Source organism: uncultured Nevskia sp., assembly GCF_903885465.1.
Taxonomy (GTDB): Bacteria; Pseudomonadota; Gammaproteobacteria; order Nevskiales; family Nevskiaceae; genus Nevskia.
In genome coordinates, this window is record NZ_CAISIQ010000204.1 from 1 (window position 1) to 2185 (window position 2185).

General features: G+C 60.9%; 1 protein-coding gene. It reads right to left on the reverse strand.

What is annotated here, in order from left to right; all coding sequences use genetic code 11:
• Positions 1 to 1685, reverse strand: a 1685-nt coding sequence (locus tag QZY06_RS07795) for a GAF domain-containing protein (RefSeq protein ID WP_295682501.1), incomplete at its 3' end; no start/stop codon positions are given.
• Positions 1686 to 2185: the final 500 nt, after the last annotated feature.

A 2185-nucleotide genomic window follows, 5' to 3' on the forward strand; every position in this document is an offset into this window, starting at 1 on the left:
AGGGCGTTGATGCGACTGTCGATCTGTTCGACGTAATCGTCGAAGTTCGCGGCACTTCCCTTGGTACGTCGAACCAGGCCGCCGATCAGGCTCAGGATGTTGCGCACCCGGTGATTCAGTTCGGCAATCAGCAGTTCCTGCCGGCTCGACGCCAACTGCCGCTCGGCATTGGTTTCTTCGGAGAAGCGCAGCACGACTTCGATCAAGGTCGTGCGCAGCATCTCTGCCGCATTGGTTTCCTGAGCACTGAAAGGTCTGGAACGGCCCTTCACCAGTTCCGACCAGGCCTCGAAGCTCTTGCGCGGCGTCAGGCGCGGACCATTGGGGCCGTATTCGACAGGCTTGCGCGGATCACCTGCCCATCGCACCGTGCGGATCATTTCCTGACGGAACAGCACGATGTGATCTCGCGGCGAGCGCGAGATGGGCATCGACAGCATGCCCGTTGCATTGCCGGACCAGTGTTCGGCCGCTGGCAGCAGATCGGCGATCCGGTCGGTCGCGTAGACCTTGCTGGAGGCGACGCCATTGAGCGCCCTGATGATCTGCGCGAATTCCGCTTCGCTGGGCGCCAGGCCGGCCAGTGCCACGCGGCCATTGATCGATACGCCCATGCCGTCGGATTCGATCGCGCGGTTCAGGGTGTCGCCGAGCCAGCCGGGATCTTCGAGCAGCTTGGAATCGCTGGCGAGCGCACCGAGCAGGCTGCTCGAGACTTCGCGCGTCCTGGCTTGGAACTCGCTCATCAGCTGACGTTCACGGCTTTCCAGCTTCATCGCGAACATCTGCCCGAACAGCTCGGCCAGCGAGCGCCGTTCAAGGCCCGGCAAGCGCGGTGCGTAGTGATGGCAGGCGAACAAGCCCCACAGCTTGCCGTCGATGACGATGGAAATGGACAGTGACGCGCCCACGCCCATATTGGTCAGATACTCGATATGGATGGGCGACACGGCACGCGTGACGGCCAGTGACAGATCGAGCGGCGCGCCGTTCTCGTCCAGCTGCGGAACGATCGCCACCGGTGCCGCCCGGACATCGGCAATCACCCGAAACAGGTTGCGGACATAGAGCGCCCGGGCCTGGGCTGGAATATCGGACGCCGGATAGTGCATTCCCAGAAAGCTGCCGATGCCGCTGCGCGCCGATTCGGCGACCACATGGCCGGATTCGCTTTCGTCGAAGCGATAGACCATGACCCGATCGAAACCGGTGAGCACACGCACCTGACGGGCGCCTTCCCGGAAGAAATCGGTCAGGCCGCGGGCACCATCGAGACGCGACATCATGCTGCGCAAGGTGCCGGTCAGGCTGATCGAATCGCTACTGGCGGGCTCGACTTCGAAGATGAACTGGCCGTTCGACATATGAATCGCCAGATCGAACAGGCGTTCATCGTCGAACAGCGGCAGCTTGAAGATGCGTTCGACGACATCCGCGGTCACCAGATTGAACATCCGGTTGCGGATGGTATGGACCGCTTCGGCCGCGAATACCCCGACGATGTGCCTGCCGATGAGCGCTTCCGGCGCCAGGCCGAGCAGTAACTCGCTGTTGGCAGAGATCCGGACGATGTTCCAGTCCGAGGAGAGCACGATCAGGAAACCGAACGGCTGGATCGCGCCGAGGATGTGAATCGGCTCGCGATCGCAATTATTGAGGTCGACCTTGAACAAAGGAGCGTTCATGACGCTACCGCTTCAGGCTGGTTTCCGCGCGCAGCAATCAGGTGTCCGGTCATGCCATTCATGGGTGCCGCGTGGTTCAGGAGCGAAGTCGGGCTGCGCATCGTAAGCCTTTGAAAATGGGGTTGCCGTCTGCTGCTGCACACATGCATCGCGCTAGGCTGCCGGAGCAGGTCTCGGGCACAGGATTGGTGGCCAAGTATCGAAATTCCCAGATCCGAGATTGTTTGGCGGGCGTCGCCAGCATGCTCAGATCGGGCGCAGCATTAGCATGCGCAGTGCCTACCGAACGCGGAATTCGCCGCGTGCAGTACCGGAGCTGATTCGGAAAGCGGCCGGTTTCGAAAACTATCGGCTTTTTTGGGCTTGAATCTCAAAATTGAATGCTGCAGACTCCGGCAGCGCTCGATAACAACTCATAAGAAATATCGACGCCCAAAAAAAACCCCCTGATTCAGGGGGCAAGGTGCGAGAAAGGCCGAAGCCTTTCTGGAGGAGACATC